The organism is Candidatus Eisenbacteria bacterium, from assembly GCA_018831195.1.
Classification (GTDB): domain Bacteria; phylum Eisenbacteria; class RBG-16-71-46; order CAIMUX01; family JAHJDP01; genus JAHJDP01.
In genome coordinates this window covers 52822-70970 of the sequence record JAHJDP010000004.1, presented here as the reverse complement: position 1 = coordinate 70970, position 18149 = coordinate 52822, and the positions used below count along the sequence as shown (strand labels likewise).

The following is an 18149-nucleotide window of genomic DNA, read 5'->3' as shown; positions in this document are numbered from 1 at the left end:
CCGCAACAGTTATGATGGCGCAACAGCGCGATCACCGGCTTGTGGAATTACTCGATCAGCAGAAACTTCATTCCCCGAACGTCATTCCCCGCTCGAACTCTAAGAAGATAGAACCCCGGCGTCACGGGACGGCCCGATTCAGAGAGACCATCCCAGATCAGTTCAATCTCCCGGCCCGCCCGGACAGGGCCGTTCCAGAGCATAAAGAGCCGTCTGCCTGAGAGCGTGTAGACGGCCGCCTGAAGTTGAACATTACCTCCAGGAGCCGGCGGCAGGGACAATTGGAACCGCGCCGACGCCCGCGCCGGGTGAGGCCTGGGACACATCAGGCGGAAGGCATCGGTATAAAGCATCGTTTCCTCTGATAGAGCGCTTTCCAATCCCCAACGATTAACCGAAGTCACAGCGTACAGGACCGGCGCATCCGCCGTCGGTGCGGTCAATTCCAGACGGGGCGCCGAAACCGGCTCAACGGTCACCCGCATGAATTCCCCGGCGCCCAGACGCTGGTACACATGATACCCGGTAAGGTAGGGATCGTTGACCGGCGGCCATTCCAACAGCAGCAGGTCCTCTTCGAGCCATTGCACATTCAGTGTGGATGGAGGCAGCGGCGGCACGGCGTCGATCTGGGGAGTCGTCAGCGTGAGTAGGTTCGAGAGAGGCGACCAGAGCAAATCTTCCGACCGGCTTTTCAGGGCGAAAATGTATAATGTTCCCTCGGTCAGATCGCCGACCCACCAATCTTGCATCGTTCCCGGCGCCGCCGGCAGCGGTGGGTCCTCGATTTTTTCCACCAAATCCCATGATTCCTCGGTGATCATTTCGGGAGATATCCCGAGTTCATAGGAGATCACATCCCCCCCATGCAATCCAGGGTGGGGCGCGGTCCATTCCAGAACGAGCTCTTCCGGCCCTATGCTTAAAATGTGCAAGTCATCCACGGCCGCGGGTGGTTCCGGATCTTCCGGCGGTTGTGTCTGCGGATCGATCCACAGGGGATTCGCGAGCGCCGTCAGGCTGTCCTCGTTGAAAAGCGCGCGCAGAGCGACACCGGACCCATTCTTGAGCGAGATATCATCGATCCGAACCGATTGAACCGCGCCCTCAGGCGCCGGGGGCGGCAGACCCTCTGTCAGATGCAGGGCGCTCTCCCAGCCGGCTTCATCTTCAATCGGCGATCCCGGATAAATACCGAGGACGTAGGAAATGATGAGATCCCCTGAATCGGGCGGCGCCGACCAGGTGAGAATCATCCAATCCAGTCCCACATCGGCGAGGGAAAGATCGGTGATCGGCCACGGCGGCGGGGGATCATCCGGCGGATCGGGCGGATCCTCCAACGGCAAGGTCTCGATTGTTAAAACAGTCCCCTCCTCGGAGAGATGATCGGCCGCATCCCGGCATCGGATCTGAAAGGAATAGGTTGTATCGGGCAGCAGGCCCTCAAGGCGAACCGTTTCCAGAGAGCCCGGCGGGGAAGGCGCGGGCAACGAAGTCGAGTCTTTGGCGGCCAGTTCCCATGCTCTGAGACTCGGCTCCCAATCTCCGAATTTCCAGCCGAGAATATAGCGCTGAAGCTCCCCATCGGGGTCGCCGGGGGCGGTCCATTCGAGTTGTACAAATGTGGTCCCGACCGCCGCCAGGGTGAGATCGATGATCGGTTCGGGATCCATTGTATCGGGCAACGCCAATGTCCGGTGGACCAGCGGTGGTGACATCGGCGAGACATTTCCCGCCTCATCGAAAACACGGATCGCGAGGGCATAGGCGCTTTCCGGCTCCAGTCCGCTGAGATCGAATTGCATTTCCGTCCCCGGCGGCTCAATCGAGGGCAGATCTTGGAGCTTGGCCGCGCCCATCCAAGCCGCTTCGTCCTCGATGGGTGTATCACCGGCTGTCAACGCAACAGCCATCGAATCGGCCAAGCCCTCCATCCCATCATCCCCGGTCATCGTCCAAAGAAGGCGGAAACCATCCGTCAGGACCGACACGACACGAAAATCATCAACCCGGCTTGGGGGCGTTTCATCGACTTCCGGCGGTATGTAGAGCGTATCGGTTTCGAAAACCAGTGGATTCGAAAGTTCCGACAGATTTCCTTGCATGTCCCGGGTTTTGACGGCCGCCGCATAGCTTGTCCCCGGTTCCAGTCCCTTCCAAGAAATGGTCTGCTGCGTCGCCGGTTCATGTGGAAGGGGCGAACTGGGATAGGGCGTGGCCGACGGCCAGGTCGTTTCATCGATGGGATCGCTGGAAACGGAAAGACGGATCTCATAAGAAGCCAGCGACGAGCCGCCCTGATCTTGCGGAACCGTCCATTCGAGGATGACCGAGGTCGTGTCCCTATACAGTACGGCCAGATCATCAATCGGATAGGGCGGCAGGGTGTCCGGCGGCGGGGGCGGCGGCGGCTCGGCCATCGTGCTGTCGGCGAAGGGCGGGCTCAAATGTGAAAGATTCCCCGCGGCGTCATCGGTCCGCAGCGAAATGCCATAGAAAATACCCGGATCAAGGCCGGTCAAACGGTATTGTTCGGGTGACCCGGGCGCCGATGGTTCCGGGAGACCATTGGATATGACATTCGAAGTGATCCAATCGATTTCCGTCACCAGGGGATCACCGGGCCGGTAGGCCAGGTAATAATTCTGAACCGTATCACTCTCGGGCGGATCGGCCGGCGCGGTCCATGCCAAATCCAGCCAGTCTTCACCGCGATCCGTAACCTGAAGATCGATGATGATCTCGGGTCTTAGTGTATCGGGCGGGACCGGCTAAGGGAGTGTATGCGCCGCCAGGGGTGAGGAAAGGGCGCCCATCAGGCCGGCATCATCGACCGCCCGCACCGCCACGCCGTATGTGGTTCCGGGGGCCAGATCAGTTAGACAATAAAACTCGAGCTCTCCGGCCAAAGCCGGCACCGGTAGATTGTCCTCAATCGGAGTGGCATAGGCCCAATCGACCTCCGACTCGAGAACCCCATTCTCAACAATCCGCAGCCGGTAAAACTGCGCCCGGCCGATCATGCCGTCATCGCCGGGGGCGGTCCATTGCAGATTGATCCAAGCTTGTGAAGAATCGGTCGCCGCCAGATCATGAATGGCGCTCGGCGCGGTGATGTCGGGCGGCGGTCCGGAAGACCGGGTGGAGACGAGCAGGGGCAGGGTGAGGAGCCCTTCATTCCGTTCTTCGTCATAGGCCCGCACAGCAAAACCATAGGCCGTTTCGGGCTGCAATCCCTCAACCAGACAGTTTTGCTCGGTGCCCGGAACCCCGGGAACCGGGATCCCTTCATAGACGGGAATGCCGATATTCCAATCAAACTGGGTTACGATGGTCCGTCCCACAAGATACCGAATCTCGTATTCCTGCGCCTGCCCCTCCATGCCATCGTCCCCGGGGGCGGTCCAGCGCAGGGTGACCCAGTTCGCTCCCTGCCCCGGCGACATGAACCCGCCGGGCGCGCCTGGAGGGGTGTCATCCTCATCTGAGGGTACACCCTGCCAGCTGACGACATTGGAGAGCGAAGGGTCCTGGCGGTCGTGAAGGATATTCCGGATAGCGGCGTAATAGGTCATCTCCGCGGAAAGATTCGAGAGAATGATATGCAATCTCTCTCCGGGATTGCCGTCGAAAGGCGATCCGGGCGCCATCGCCGCATCATCCCAATTTTCAGCGGTGAGAGGGAAGTTCGCCACACGAAGCTCGAATCCATCGACCTGATTGAAGGCGCCATCGGGCACCGTGAAGGCCAGTTCGGTCGTCCCGACTTCTACATTTTCCACCTCGAGATCGGCCAAGGTGTACCAAAGACCCATGTAGGCGTCTTGTGCCGCGATCCCGTCAACCGGCTCGGATTGTGGATTGACCATAACCAGGCCTTTTGTGAAACGCCGCGTATAAACAGTATCCCGCAGCGTGCTCGTTTGATTGGATAGCTCCCCTATGTAATCTTCCACCGGCAGCCCGAGATCCAGGTTGTACAAATCATGCCATGCCGGGTCCTCGTCGGTATCATACGTATGGTAAAAATACCCATCCCCGAGCAGGGCCGTCCCCATGCCATAACGTATCCACTTCTCTTTCTGCTCGAACGACCAGGAGGGGGACATGTAAACCTCGAGCATTGAAAGATCCCATCCGGTTCGATCATCCGGCGTCTGCCGGTAATTCTCCTCCACATACTGGTAGCCCGGCCCCCACAACTCCGTTCCACTATAGTCGCGGAAGCCGTAGAACCAATCCCACCAATCCTGCCAGGGGAGATTTGCATCGAGCCACCGTTCGACTTTGATTCCCCAGGCTTCAGTCCGCCAGCTCGGACCGGCGAACTCGGTATTCATATTCATAATGAAGGGGAAATCGTCACCCATCGCCTCGACAAAATCCTCATAGAATTTATTATTTGTCTCCCGCATGAGGATTGATAAAGAGTCCTGATCACCCCCTTGCGAGCACATATGGCTCGTACCCTCGGCAAGTCCGTCTTCATCGGGATCGGCATCCTCGATCCCTTGAAAAACCCCCGCCAACGATCCCATGCAGTCGACCAAGAGCTCAAAGTGAATCCCGTCAAAGGCGCTCGATCCCCAACCCCACGGTTCCCAATCGGGGGAATCGCGCATGATCTGCGGCATGGCGACGGAGGCAAGCCACTCGGCATACGTTAATCCGACGGATGTCCCATATGTTCCCTTGGGACAATAGGGGGTCCAGTTCATCAACCACTGGTCCCAGGCCGGGATGCGATCCCCCGCCGTTGTCTTCAAATACCAATCATTTTGGAGGGCGTAATACTCGACGAGCCGAAGAAGCGACCAAGTGGTGTCCGGATACCAATAATCGAGATCCGACGAGTAGTCGATCGAGTACATCGGATTGCTGCGGAAGATGAATCGGAGATCGGGGTTGCGACCTCTGAACTCCGCGATTTTCTGCGGAGAGTCCCAACTCGTCACAATGAGATCATGCCTCGAAGCGGTATCCTGTTCCGCCTCCGTCATCAAATCGAGACGGAAGACGTAAAGGGCGGTCCGGGGATAACTGGGATCTCCGCGGGCAATCGTCGGCGCCAGCGCGCCCAATAAGGTGCAGAGACCGAGTATGAGTGCTGGAATCCTGTGATGCATCATCAATTAAGCATTGCAGCTTCTGTTCCAAGTCGCGGCCCGCGCTCCTAATTATAGTACGTTGATATGCTTGAAGTTCCAATCGCTTTTTTGGCCGATCTTCGTTTACGCACTCTTCGAATTGCAGGTTGCAATGAACAGCGTAAAGAATCCGCCAGACTGCAATTCGGGGAATTTGACGGGAGTGGCAAAAAACTCAACGGAACATTCTCCCTCCGCCCTGTGTATTTGTAAGGTGCATTGGCAAGGCGCACTGGCAGAGGGCCTTGAAAAAGTGCTTTGACAAGGTGCCTTGGCAAGATGCCGGGAAAAGTTCGACGGGATTTTATCTCTCCCCGCGACTATGTATTGAAAATGGAGGTTTTTCTCATGAGCACACTTCGGAAATCTATCGGTTGGCTCGGCATTCTGGGGCTCGTCCTTTTGTTGGCGAATGCTTCACTCCCCGCGATGGCCGATCCGAGTTATGGAAATGATCGTGAGACAGCGCATGCCCTCAGCAACGCCTTTGCGAGCGCCGCGGAAGAGGTCATGCCGGCCGTTGTCACGATTACTTCTTTCAAGGTGATCCGCTTTTCCTCCCGCGAGGATCCCTTCTGGCGCTTCTTCGGCAATCCCAATGAACAACCCGAGGAAAGGGAAATCCCGCAGCAGGGTCTGGGATCAGGTGTCATCGTAAGGGATGACGGCATCATTCTGACCAACAACCATGTCGTCGCCGAGGCTGAAGAGCTGACGGTTTTATTGGCCGACGGCAGGGAACTCAAGGCTGAGATCGTCGGGCGCGACCCCAAGACCGATCTTGCCGTGATCCGGATCGCCGCCGATGAGAATGTCAGCAATCTTCCGGTGGCTCATCTCGGGGACTCCGATGTCATGCGGGTCGGCGATTGGGTTCTAGCGGCGGGAAGCCCCTTCCAACTTAATCAAACGGTAACGGCGGGCATCATCAGCGCCAAGGGGCGGTCCAATTTAAGGCTCGCATCCTATGAAGACTTTATACAAACCGATGCCGCGATTAACCCGGGCAACAGCGGCGGCGCCATGATCAATCTCGACGGCCAGGTCATCGGCATCAACACGGCCATTGCCAGCCGGAATGGCGGTTATCAGGGCATCGGCTTCGCCATCCCGATCAATATGGCCAGGCAGGTCATGGACTCGATCCTGACGCATGGCCGTGTGATCCGCGGACAACTCGGTGTTTACATCCAAGAAATCACACGGGAGATGTCGGAAGCGCTGGAGCTTGGCACACTGAAGGGCGCCCTCGTTTCGCAGGTCAATGAGAATGGCCCCGCCGACAAGGCCGGGATCCGCGAGCGGGATGTGATTATCGCTCTCGACGGCAAGCCGGTCGAGAACATGCAGGATCTTCGTTTCCGTATCGCCGGCCTCCCACCCGACACACGGGTTGCGGTCACGATTCTACGGGATGGCGAGAAGAAAACGATCGATGTCGTGCTCGGCGAGCTTGAGGATGAGGAGGCGGAAATTATCCCCGCATCATTGAGCAATGATTGGCAGGATAAGCTCGGATTCCGGCTGGAAGCCCTCACGTCGGCCATCCGGTCCCAGTTGGACCTCGATGAGAGCGTGAAGGGCATCGTTGTGGAGTCGGTGGAGCCGACAGGCTCCGCCGCGGAGGCGGGATTGCGTCCCGGCGATGTGATTGAAAAGGTCGGTGACAAGAAAATCGAAGCACTGGTTGATTTCAAGAACGCCCTCGACGCTTTGGATGGCAGCAAACCGTTTGTCCTGCGGGTGACGCGTGGCCCTCAGAAGCTATTCTTGGCCATGGTGTTACCTAAATAGATCGAGGCCAGGCTTGACTCCCGGCGGTGATTCGATCTATAAGTTGAAGATTGTCGACGGATTGAATTGTTGCCCTTGTTTCCAAGCCGGATTGAGGAGGGTTCTATGTCGGACCAGGAAGCGCCACGCTCGAAATCGAAACATGTGATCGACCAGGAATCCCTGTTGGACCCGCAAAACAAGTATGAATTGGTCATGACGGCCGCGAAAGAGGCGGAAAGGCTCAACTCGGTCTATAATCACCGGCACGAAGAGCCGCCGATGAAGGTCACATCATTGGCCCTCGAACGTGTTTATAGCGGATTGACCAGGCTCACCTACGAGGAGGAAGAGAAGGAAGAGACACGCGAACAGCTGCCCTTCTTTAATCCGGAGCTTTAAAACTTTAAAAAGAGTTTCCAGAGCCGCTCCAATCGGGGCGGCTCTTTTTTTTGCCTTCATATTGCCTCCTTTCCCGGCGGGATGGTACACTAGCACTATCAAAAGGAGGCTGAGCCATGAGAACCACCGGCCGTCCCTCGAAGCAAAAGACCATCCTTCAGACTACAAGCCTCATCCTTTTCTGCCTCATGACACTCCCGCCGGCCGCCAGCGGCGCGACACGGCGCGTCCCTGAAGATTTCGCAACGATCCAAGAGGCCCTGCACAACGCTCTCTCCGGCGATTCGGTCGACGTCGCCGCGGGCACATACTTCGAACGGTTGAATCTTCCCGGAGGCGTTCTTCTGATATCCCGCGAGGGCCCTGAAACGACCATTCTGAATGGAATGTGCATGGGTCCCGTCATTTCGATTCAAGATCCGATCGCGGCCGTGTCACTGGCCGGATTCACGCTGAGGGAAGGCATGGATCCAAGCGGCAGCGCCGTATCTCAGTTTGGGGGGCGCCTCCGAATCTACAATTGTATCTTTGAAGAAAACATCGCCGTCCCGGGCGGCAGCGCGGGAAGAAATGGGGTCATCTTCAGCAATGCCGCTGAACTTCTACATATGGAAGGGTGCCTATTCAGGAAAAACAGATCCGAAAGCGATTTAAGCCGCACCATTGTCGCCCGGCAGGTCGATCGGCTCACACTGGAACATTGCCTTTTTGTAAAAGATCTATCCTCAGGGAAGATACTGGAGGATCTCAATACCGGCCGGGTCGATTCAATTACACTCACACGGAACCTCTTCACTTCCCCGGTGAGGTTGGCGGACACCTGGACTGAATTAACGATGGAGTTTAACTCTTTCACGGCGCCGGTGGAGATCGGTGGATTCGGCGAGCCCGATGTTACAGGCAATCTCTTCTATAATGCCGGTTCGTATATCACCCACTTCGATGATCCGGTCTACGGAATTTGCAACGCCTTTTGGAACACAAGCCATGATCGACATGAATCCTGTGAGATCACAGACAATCCCCTTGTCTGCGACCCCGCCGATCTCAGCCAAGGGGTTCATGTCGTCAGTCCTCTTGGCCCGGACCATAATCCCTGGCCCAATCATTGTGGTGAGATTGGAGGCATCCCCCTTATCTGCGATTTTCCGCTTCTTCTCGATTCGGAGCCCCAGCGGATTTCATACGCGGGGGGCGAAGAGATCATGATCACCGGATATGCTCTGGATACCGCCACTGCGTGGCGGTGTCTGGGACCCGAGGGGACTACGGTGCCCTTCCATCCCTTTGTTTCAACCGACACCGAAACGGCGGCCTTTCTCTCACCACTGATCGGCGCTCCCGTGGGCCACTACGATATTGAAGCCTCCTTTCCCCCGGATAACACATTAACTCTCTCGAATGCCTTGGAGATCACGGCGGGAAAGTTGGAGCAGATGGATCCGGATCACAGCCGGATTACTGATTCACTCTGGGTTCGAATCGACGGATTCCCACTCCTGCGCGGCCTTCAGGTATGGTTGGAGCATAGAGAGACCAGCCAGTACCTCGCTCCCCTGCAAACAATCGTTTGGGAACCTGATTCCGCGCGGATCCTATTGAGCTTTCTGAGATCACCTCTTGGTAAATACGATCTCTATGTCCAAAATCCCAATGATGACTTTTTGGAATTAAGGTCGGCTTTTTCAATTATCGAATTTGATACGCTGCGCGTTCCAGGCGATTACGCCACCATTCAAGGCGCCATCAGTGCCGCCGGCGAAGGCGCGACGATATTCGTCGATCCGGGGAGTTATCAAGAGTCGGTGAGCTTTCTGGGAAAAGCGGTGCGTCTTATGAGCACCACAGGGCCGGAAATGACAACGATCACCGCTGAAGGTCTCAATAGCCGGGTCGTGACGATTCAGGACTCCTGCGGATCGTTTGCCGAGATCCATGGCTTCACAATAACAGGAGGAAGAAGCATCAACGGCGGCGGCATCCGTTGCATGGCCCCGGCGCTGATTCACAATTGTATCATCGAATCAAACAAAGCCCTCCTGAGGTATGGCGAGGATATCCTGGTTCGTGGTGGCGGGCTCTATACGGGTGAGGGCACACGTATCATCGGCAATATTATAAGAGACAACTACGCGTATGGTGAAAGTTTTGATCCCGGCGATTGGTGCCCGTGGGTCGATGGCTATGGGGGTGGGATCTCCGCTTATGGTTCGATTATCGAGGGAAACCTCATTGAAGCGAATGAAGCCTACATGGGGGCCGGTGTCAGCGCTTCAAGAAGCATACTTCGGGGGAATCTTATCAAGGGGAATCGAGGACTCCAGCCCGGCGACCCTTGTTATCTCACCAGCAGCGCCGGCGGTCTGGTATTGGGCTCTAACTCGGTGGTGGAAAACAACAAATTTCTCGGAAACTATGCGGCCTACGGCACTGAGTTGCGATCAAACGGGACCTCACTCATTCGAAACAATCTGTTCCATTCCCCCGGCCGAATCAGCATGGAATTCGGCCGCGGTGATATTGTAGAGCGAAACACCTTTGCGCCGCCACCCACCGGTTTCAATCACATCTGGACCCATGAGCCCGAGGCGGCCCACTGGAAACAGAACATTTTTGTAAATATTTTGCTGGGAAGAGAGGATGATCTCCCGACAAAGGCTGCCGTACCAAAGCCGGCGCCCGATAATGAAATATCTTCCAGTCCCAGTTTTTCAGAGAATATTATGTATCGCTGCCAGATTGAGGGTCGGTTTGCTGAATACTTTCCCTCCTGGGCCGACTCAAACCTGATCACCGATCCCCTCTTCTGTGACAGTAATGATGGCGATTTCCGCCTCTCACCGAGCAGCCCGGCGCTCCCCATCAACAATCCCTTCGGCTGGCCCGATACGATCGGCGCCTTCGGCGGGGGGTGTGATGTCGTGCCGATCCTCATGTGGGATTTCAGCGGAGAGTGGGCCCACGGCCGCGTGGAACTTTCCTGGCATATGTCCGGTGATATCCGCGGCGACGGTCTGCATATCGACCGAACCGCATCAAGCGGCGGCCAGACCGTCCGGCTGACAGATCCGGCGGTGCCGATCTGCTCCACTTGTACTTTTACAGACCCGCACCCGCCCGCCGGCGAGGCGTTGCAGTATACTTTGACGCTTGTTCAGGAAAACGGATATGAGCTAACCCTCGGTTCGATCGCCCTGCCCTCCCGTTCCCTCACCATCTCGCTCTCACGACCCGCGCCCTGCCCCTCCGCCGGATCGACGACCCTTCAACTGCGGGCGCCCGTCGGAACGGAAGCCACCCTGGTCATCTATGACGCGATGGGACGACGGGTCCGGATACTGCATGACGGCCCGACGCTTGAAAATCCGCAGATCATAACCTGGGATGGAATAACACAAGACGGCAGCCCCGCGGCATCGGGGATCTATTTCATGAAGATGACCAGGCCAAAGGAGATCAGCCGGCGGATGCTCATGATCCGCTGACCGGGCCGCCGCCGTCCTTGATAAATGCCGCCGCGCCGCGCATGTCGACCGGGCAATCAATGGTCACAGGACCCTTTAATGTAAATGCGTACTTCAAATGCGATTTCAGACTGTCCCCCCGTTCCAGGCGGACGCTCTTCCCGCCGGCGACCTGGGTCAGGCGGATGAGATTGGGGCAGCGGTATTCAACAAAGGCTGTCCGGTTATACAATTGTTCCTGCCGCACGCGGGCCCACTCCCAGTGACTGCTGCGGAAAACCAATGTCACGATGGAGGCGCCCATCCGGCGCATGGTCTCGATTTCCAGAACCGAAGTGTTATACGAAGCATCATCGGTGATGACAATGACCCTCCCCTCAGGATGGGCCAGGCGCGCGCCGAGAGCGAGGGGGGATGCCGCTCCCGGGGTGGCGCCGGGCGGCGGCACGAAGAGCCGGCCGGCGGACAGCGGCTCCAAGAATCGTTCAGCCCATAAGCCGACGAGACCGCCGTCACAAAGAATGAGATCATCCGGCGTCAGAATTTGTTGAAGTGTTTCAAAAATCGGTATCGGCGTCGGCGGGAAATCAGGACCCTGCGTGAGTTGATCCTTCATCCCCTTCCATTCTTCTCGGCGTTCAGCGGCGGGCCGGCGACCGTCTCTAAAAGCCGGATCTTCCGATGGCCTGAAGGCCGGCGCCGTCTCCGATCCCGGAAGGGCGAGAAGGACGGGAGCGGCCGGCTCCCGCGCCGCCGCCTGCAGCGCCGAGTCGAGCAACGCGGTCCAATCTCCACCCTCCGCCGTGTCGAAGCGTTGCTTGATCACGGGGTCCAGAAGAGGGATCCAATCGCCGCAAGCCAGGATGACGACGGGGAGGCGATGCCGACGGGCCTCTCTCAAGGGCCGGATCAACTCAACGCCATAAGCATCCCCGGCGGCGCAGAGGGCGGGCCGGCCCGAAATCCACGCATCGCCCATCGCCATGTAGCCGGCCGCCCACATCTGGCGCGCGCTCACAAAATGGTGGGATCCGTCGGCCAGATCGTTCAGAAGATCCAAAATCCCTTCGCCTGGAATTCCGTAAAGATAATGAATGTTAAAATCAGTGAGGATCTCATGGACCTTCTGATACGAGCTCACTTAATTCCTCCCACTCATCTCACTGCGACGCCGCAGCCAGCCGGCCTCCTCCAACAGCACGGAAGCCCCCGGCGCTTCCCTTTCCTCGAGAAATTGCGCCCGTGAGACGGCCATATTGCTGATGAGATGCCGCATCAGCCGCGCCATCAGGTCATCGGTCCGGGGTCCGAATGCCAAGAAAGGTTCAACCAGCGGCAAGGGGCCGCGGCCGGAAAGCAGCTCTTCCGGCGGATCAAAAAGGATCACCATCCCATACGGCACCGGGAGCGATGTCTCGAATATCCGGGCATCCACCTCGGGCGTGACGGCCGTTGGACGCCGCTGGACCCAGGCTTGATGCAGGGCCTTCTGCAGCGCCTGATAACGAGTCTCGATGCGGACAGCATCATACGGCCGGCCCGCCTCGAAGGAAGCAAGATCCGTGAGAAACTCATCGCGTTGAGGGCGGACCGGATCGAGCAGCCCCGGATACATCCGGTCGAGCTGCGGATAATACCAGGAGCGGCGCAGCAGCTCCGTATCGACGATCGCGACATCGGGACGGAGCTCTTCAACAAACTGAAGATAGAGCATCGCCGAGACGCACGTGTCCCACTGCCGGCTGAAGAGGAGCGTCTTCTCGGGCAGCCCCTCCAGTAATCCCCGGGCATAGAGACCGGGCAGTGGCGGCCCATCGGCCGCGCAGCGGTCCCATCGTAAAAAAGCACCGAAAATAATCAGCGGCGCCACCGGCAGCATAACGAATGTTAAAATGACTTTTCGCCGGCGGATTCTCGAGAGCAGGATCGCAAGACCGCTCAATCCCAATGCCACGACGGCGAGATCGGACGCGGCATAGTAGGACTGGATATCTTTGATATCATAGGAAGCGGCCCAGATCAGTCCCACGGCCAAAAGGATTGTCCAGAAAAGCGCCGCCATCGCGCGCCGCCGCCAAGAAAGTATAAGCCCGGCAACAGCAGCGACCGGAAGAACCCATCCTAAATCATTCCATATTCCGGGAATCCGGCCCAGAACATTGGTGATGACCGTGTCTGATCCGGGAGCCAGCCAGACTCGGTATTGCCATCCCGAGACATGCCGGACCCAGCGCGCCCATGAGGAGGGATCCCCCCAGTTTAACAAGGGCTCCTGTGCGGCGCGCAACGGCAGATACAGATCGACCGAAAATCCGAACATGAAAAATATAATCAGGGTGAGCAGGATTTTCCAACGAATCGAATCGAACCGGGCCGTTGGCCGAACCCGCCGCCTGTACAAATAATACCCGGCGGCCAGACCCAGGGATGGCAGGACAAAGGCCAGCGATAGGTGATGACTGAATCCCAGACCCAGCAGATACCCGAGAAAGGCGAGGTGGCGGCTGTCCGCCTCCGGATAATGCAGCAGGACCGATCGCTGTGCGGCGGGTATCGAGGGGCGGAGCAGAATCAATCCCAAATAGACCGATAGAGATAAAAAGACGAAATGGAGACCATAGACCTCATTCACAACCGCTTGCTCCCAGACAGAGGGAGACAAGCCCCATACCCAGGCGCCTAGAACAGAAAGCCGGGCGAGCCATTGATCGGAAATTTTCTGGTACCGGGCCTGTTTAAACAAGAGATCCAGCGTTTCCCGCAAGGCCAGCGCCGTAAAACCGGCCGCTGCGGCCGAAAGGAGAGCAGAGAGGATATGCAAACGGGTCAGAAGTTCACCCCAGGGAATCAGAGCGGCGAGCCTGCCTAAGAGTGTATAGAGCGGGTAACCGGAGGGGTGGGCGATGCCGAGGGTGTGGCAGACGGCGGCCAGTTCCCCGCTGTCGATCGTCCCCAAATCCCTTTGCAGACTGAAAAGGTAAACCCCGAGCAGGGGCAGGGATGCGGATAGAAAAGTAAACCACAGGGGCGAACGCGGCGGACCCGTCGCGCCGGATCGGGGTGAACCCAGCGGGCGGGTCAGGTTCCGCCAGAGACCGGCATCGTCTTGCATCAAAACCCTATCGGATCAGCTTTCATTGCCGTTTTCCACCAGAACTCGATCGCATCAGCTCATTTTAAGGAGCCGGCGGAGGACATAGGGCAGGATCCCGCCGTGCCGGCAGAAAAGCATCTCCTGCGGTGTGTCAATTCGAACAACGGCCTTGAATGAGGATTCCTTCCCCCCATCGCCGACGGCCCGAATGGCGAGCTGCTGCCCGGGCTCGAGATTATCTCCGATCCCATCAATGTTAAAGATCTCATGACCGGTCAAACCGAGTGACTCGCGGCCCTCGCCTGGAAGAAACTGCAGCGGCAGGACTCCCATCCCAACGAGATTGCTCCGGTGAATCCGTTCATAGCTTTCCGCGATGACGGCCCGGACACCCAGTAGCAGCGTGCCCTTTGCCGCCCAATCCCTCGAGGAACCGGTACCATATTCCTTTCCGGCGATGACCAACAGCGGGACACCCTCGTTTTGATAAAGCTTCGCCGCGTCGTAGATCCATTGCTGTCCGCCATCGGGAAAATGAACCGTCACCCCGCCTTCTACGCCCGGCGTGAGAAGGTTCTTCAGGCGGATATTGCCGAAGGTGCCGCGAATCATCACCTCGTGATTCCCCCGTCGCGATCCGAAGGAGTTGAAGTCTCTCACCTCGATGCCATGGGATTGCAGGTATTGCCCCGCGGGGCTCTCGGTGGGGATCGCTCCCGCCGGCGAGATATGATCGGTCGTGACGGAATCGCCCAGCAGGGCCAGCACACGCGCCTTATGAATGGGCTTGAGCCCCGGCGGATCGAGTGAGATCCCGTCGAAGTAGGGAGCGCGTTTGATGTAGGTCGAATCATCATCCCAAGGGAAACAGCTGGCCTCTTGTACATTTAGAGCCTTCCACTCCGGGGTGCCCCCAAAGAGATCAGCGTAACCCTCCCTGAACAGCTCGGGATTCATGGCGGCCTGCGCCTCGGCCCGTATCTCTTCCTCGATCGGCCAGATATCCCGGAGAAAGACCGGTTTGCCGTCAGAGCCCTCGCCCAGCGGCTCGGTCGTCAGATCCAGGTCGAGCCAGCCGGCCAAGGCATAGGCCACGACCAGCGGCGGTGAGGCAAGATAGTTGGCCTTTACCAGGGGATGGATCCGGCCTTCAAAGTTGCGATTGCCGGAGAGAACCGCCCCGACCGCCAAATCCTTATCGCGGATGATGCGGGCCACCTCTTCCGGCAAGGGTCCCGAGTTCCCGATACAGGTCGTGCATCCGTATCCCACAAGATGGAAGCCGAGCCTTTCCAGATGGCTCATCAAGCCCGTGCTTTGAAGATAGCCGGACACCGCCCTCGATCCGGGGGCAAAACTCGTCTTGACCCAGGGCTTCACTTTGAGACCTTTGGCGGCGGCGTTCCGCGCCAACAGACCGGCCGTTACAAGCACCTCGGGGTTCGATGTATTTGTACAACTCGTAATCGCGGCGATCACCACCGCGCCATGATCCAGGCCGCTCACCGCGGGGGTGGCGGGTTTCGCGGTCCGGCGCTTGGCGCCCGGCGCCTGTGTCTTCAGGAAGGCGGTGAAACTCTCACGGACGCCGGAAAGCGAAACGCGGTCTTGCGGCCGTTTCGGTCCGGCCATCGAAGGCTCAACCGTTGATATATCCAATTCGATCACTTTTGTATAACTGGCCTCCGGTGTGTTCGGCTCTCGAAAGAGACCCTGTTCCTTCAAATAGGCCCGCACCAGCTCAATCACACGTTCTGATCGAGCGGTGATCCGCAGATAATCCAGCGTCTCCTCATCGACGGGAAAGAATCCCATTGTCGCCCCGTATTCAGGCGCCATATTCGCCACGGTGGCGCGATGCGGCAGGCTGAGGGAATCGAGCCCCGGCCCGAAAAACTCGACAAACTTCCCGACGACATTCTCCTTGCGGAGAATCTGCGTGATGGTGATAACGAGATCGGTGGCGGTGATCCCTTCGGACAGCCGGCCCTTCAGGCGGAATCCGATGACCTGCGGAATGAGCATGGAGATCGGCTGGCCCAGCATCGCCGCCTCGGCTTCGATCCCGCCGACACCCCATCCCATGACACCCAAGCCGTTGATCATGGTCGTGTGTGAATCGGTTCCCACGAGGGTATCAGGATAGGCGAGCAGCGAACCTTCCTGATCATAGGTCCAGACAATCTCCGCCAGGTGTTCCAAGTTCACCTGGTGTATAATTCCCATCCCCGGCGGCACCACGCGGAAATTCTTGAAAGAGGACTGCCCCCATTTTAGAAATCTGTATCGTTCACCATTCCGCTCGAACTCACGCGCCGTATTCTTGTGGTAAGCATCAGGCGAACCGTAGAGATCAACCTGAACCGAGTGGTCGATAATAAGATCGGCGGGCTGAAGAGGGTTTATCTTTTCCGGATCCCCCCCTAGTTCGACCATCGCATCCCTCATCGCCGCAAAATCGACCAATGCCGGCACGCCGGTGAAGTCTTGCAGAACGACGCGCGCGGGATAGAAGGAAATTTCATCTTTCGGCACAGCCTTGGGATCCCAGCGGATGAGGGCTTCAATATCCTTCCGCTCGACGACGGACCCGCTTTCGTGACGGATGAGGTTCTCGAGCAGAATCCGCAGCGTGACCGGTAAATGGGAAAAATCACTATATCCAGCTTTCTCCAGGTCCTTTAGGCGATACATGGAATAGGACGAACCGGCGGCTTGAAGCCGGGATCTGGATACGAGTGGATTTGCCTTGGAACTCATGAGACTGCCTCCTTGAGGGAACTAGAAGCCAGGGAGTGGAGAAAAGTCGAAATGGAAGTTCTCGGGAAGGAATTCGCCGGTCGCGATATCCTGTTTGTAATGTCCTTTCCATTCCTTTCGCGCGATGAGCCGAAGAGCCTCCACAAAAGTGTCGACATCTTCAGAAATATTATGGACGCCCAGACTGACCCGGGCCGCGCCGGGAGTATTCCGGCGGTCCCCGCGGTGAATCTCATCTTCAAAAAGTCTTTCCTGCTCCTTGGAAATGTTCAACAGATTCTTGATGAGGGGATGCGCGCAGAAACATCCCTGGCGAATGGCGATTCCCCATTCGTAGGAAAGTATCCCCGCCACAAGGGCGTGATGCAAACCCGCCATCATAAAGGTGACCACACCCAGCCGGTCCTCGGTATGAGCGGGATCCTTGGGACCCAAAACGCCGATGTCGGGAATCGATGCCATTCCATCAAGAAGCCGCTCCGTCAGCCGGCGCTCATGCGCCTCCACCGTTTCCATCCCGATCTCTTCCATCACCTGAATCGCCTTGGCCATGGCGAACATCCCGAGAATATTCGGTGTTCCCGCCTCCTGGCGGTCCGGTGGATCGGCCCAAACGACATGATCCAAGCTGACAGAGTAAACGGTGCCCCCCCCCTGCAAATAGGGAATCGCTGCGGCAAAGAGGTCCCGCCGTCCGACCACGGCCCCCTCCCCATAGGGAGAATTCATCTTGTGGGCGCTGAAAACGAGGAAGTCGATATGGCCGGGATCATCATGGGATCTCATCCGGACCCGGCGGTGCGGTACCAGCTGGGCCCCGTCCACAATCATATAGGCTCCGTGCTGATGGGCCATCTGTGCGATGTCGTGTATGGGAAGGATGATTCCCGTGACATTCGAGGCCCCCGTGATGCTGATCAGCCGGACCCGGCCCTTGGCAGGATCGAGCTGGGCTTCCAGCCTTTCAAAATCGACCCGCCCATTTTTGTCGATGGGAATCAACTCGACCCGGGCTTTTCCCCTCCAGGGGAGATCGTTGCTGTGGTGCTCCAGCAGCGAGATCAAGACACGATCACCCTGCTCGAATGGGATGGTATTAGCGAGAAGGTTGAGCCCTTCCGTTGTATTTCGAACGGGAATGACTACATCACGAGAAGGATCCCATCCCACGAAGCCACCGATGATATCCCGGGCCTCTTCATAGCGGTGGGTGCAGAAGGCCGAGTCGAAACCGATCCCTCGATGAATATTGGAGTAGTAGTGCTGGATTTCCTGCAGAAAATCACTGACGGCCTGAAAAGGCTTCGTACTTGCCGCGTTATCAAGGAAGATTTGGTTCACCCAGCGCCCGTCCAAGAGCGGCACACGGCGTCTGGCGCCGATGACCGGAAATGCGGCGAATCTATCCTCTCCAGTGGCGTTCACCTCCAACCGGGTTCCGGCTGCATCTTCCAGCGACATGGGTCTCTCCCTCCCTATCTGAAACTGGACTATTGGACCCTGAAA

General features: G+C 57.7%; 9 protein-coding genes. 3 read left to right on the top strand and 6 right to left on the bottom strand.

Annotation, left to right across the window (positions count from 1 at the left end; all coding sequences use genetic code 11):
- Window positions 1–47 precede the first annotated feature (47 nt).
- On the bottom strand, window positions 48–2696 hold the full coding sequence (locus KJ970_00630; protein MBU2689405.1) for a fibronectin type III domain-containing protein: 2649 nt from the start codon (window positions 2694–2696) through the stop codon (window positions 48–50).
- A 78-nt stretch (window positions 2697–2774) separates the two neighbouring features.
- The gene (locus KJ970_00625) at window positions 2775–5132 is read right to left on the bottom strand and encodes a hypothetical protein (GenBank protein MBU2689404.1); all 2358 of its coding nucleotides are present in this window, start codon (window positions 5130–5132) and stop codon (window positions 2775–2777) included.
- A 366-nt stretch (window positions 5133–5498) separates the two neighbouring features.
- On the opposite strand from KJ970_00625, the gene KJ970_00620 reads away from it, so the two are divergent.
- The 3 genes from KJ970_00620 (at window position 5499) to KJ970_00610 (ending at window position 10810) form a co-directional block, all read left to right on the top strand.
- Entirely contained in the window at window positions 5499–6944 is a 1446-nt protein-coding gene (locus KJ970_00620) for a DegQ family serine endoprotease (protein MBU2689403.1), read from the top strand.
- Between the two features lie 105 nt (window positions 6945–7049).
- Window positions 7050–7325 (top strand): DNA-directed RNA polymerase subunit omega, encoded by a 276-nt coding sequence (locus tag KJ970_00615; GenBank protein MBU2689402.1) that lies wholly within the window; start codon window positions 7050–7052, stop codon window positions 7323–7325.
- 116 nt (window positions 7326–7441) lie between these two features.
- Complete coding sequence (locus KJ970_00610) at window positions 7442–10810, top strand: hypothetical protein (GenBank protein MBU2689401.1); 3369 nt, start codon at window positions 7442–7444, stop codon at window positions 10808–10810.
- Here the strand turns inward: KJ970_00610 and KJ970_00605 are convergent.
- Genes KJ970_00605 through KJ970_00590 form a run of 4 tightly spaced genes read right to left on the bottom strand, consistent with a single transcriptional unit; the run spans window position 10797 to window position 18104 of the window.
- Window positions 10797–11930, bottom strand: coding sequence for a hypothetical protein (locus KJ970_00605; protein ID MBU2689400.1), 1134 nt, complete (start codon window positions 11928–11930; stop codon window positions 10797–10799). The genes KJ970_00610 and KJ970_00605 overlap by 14 nt on opposite strands.
- Entirely contained in the window at window positions 11931–13904 is a 1974-nt protein-coding gene (locus tag KJ970_00600) for a DUF2723 domain-containing protein (GenBank protein MBU2689399.1), read from the bottom strand.
- 51 nt (window positions 13905–13955) lie between these two features.
- Complete coding sequence (gene acnA / locus KJ970_00595) at window positions 13956–16643, bottom strand: aconitate hydratase AcnA (GenBank protein MBU2689398.1); 2688 nt, start codon at window positions 16641–16643, stop codon at window positions 13956–13958.
- A gap of 21 nt (window positions 16644–16664) precedes the next feature.
- Window positions 16665–18104, bottom strand: a complete 1440-nt coding sequence (locus KJ970_00590; GenBank protein ID MBU2689397.1) for an aminotransferase class V-fold PLP-dependent enzyme — start codon at window positions 18102–18104, stop codon at window positions 16665–16667.
- Window positions 18105–18149: the final 45 nt, after the last annotated feature.